Annotated in this window: 2 protein-coding genes; both read left to right on the plus strand. The window is 50.0% G+C overall.

All coding sequences use genetic code 11. The features are described from left to right. Positions 1 to 601 (plus strand): hypothetical protein (locus C7H79_RS17205; protein WP_106708440.1); only part of this gene is annotated, 601 nt, incomplete at its 5' end. Positions 602 to 687: 86 nt separating this feature from the next. Continuing rightward, positions 688 to 950: hypothetical protein (locus tag C7H79_RS17210; protein WP_197714678.1), on the plus strand; the 263-nt coding region annotated here is incomplete at its 3' end.

A 950-nucleotide genomic window follows, 5' to 3' on the forward strand; every position in this document is an offset into this window, starting at 1 on the left:
ACATGCCGGTCCAGAGTCACGCGCTCCAACATTGCTGGCAATGCTTCAATCCGGTGCCCTGCAGCCTGTTATTGACGCCTTCCTGGGAAATGAAAACCCGGATCGCAGCGCAATTGGATTAGCGCAGCAGAAATCGAATGATTTTATACGTCAGTTCGAGGGCAGAACCGGCATTACCAAGTTAAATTCCACCCAGGTATTCAATGGCATGCCACCTGTGAAGATTCAGGTAACGGCAATATTCAGGGCGTGGGATGATCCTATCAAAGAGGTCGAAGAGCCATTCAACAAGCTGATGGAATGGGCGTTGCCGGTCAAATTATCGCCTGATGGCTCGGTTCTTGCCAGATCAGCGCAAGCGGCCAGGGGAAATACCGGATTCATTGATGCCCTGGTGCCCTCGATAGCACCGACTACAATCGCTTTGCGCTATAAAAACCGTATTTATTCGCCACTGGTGATTGAAGCGATAAGTGAGCAGATGACTTCCAGTATTGATGCCAAAGGGAGATATGTTGAACTGTTAGTGCCGATGACTCTTGCGACACTAACCGCACTTGATCGTGATGACTGGGTGAATTACAACGCGCTCAAGCTGTAACGATCCCCCGAAACGGAAAAAGCAACAAATTCTGAGTTGCAGATTCCGCACAATCTCGCTCATCGAAATTTTAGGTGAGAATCCTGGTGATCCATTTTCCAATACTGCGTACCCGGCGTTTGACGGTGCAACTCAAAGAACTTTCCATTGGTGAGTCCATCGCAATCGCAGCTATGCCGTCTCATCTTGAAGAGGCAGTCACGACCGCGTTTTTGCTCAAGGCAGTTGCAACGGCCAAGGGAATTGAAAACCCTGCAGACTGGACGGTTCAAGAGCGAATGATGGTTGTTTGCCATTACCTGGCTTCAGTTTCAGACGATGGCCCTGATTTTGCCGTGGGCGATGGCCG

This window comes from Nitrosomonas supralitoralis, assembly GCF_003011925.2.
GTDB lineage: Bacteria > Pseudomonadota > Gammaproteobacteria > Burkholderiales > Nitrosomonadaceae > Nitrosomonas > Nitrosomonas supralitoralis.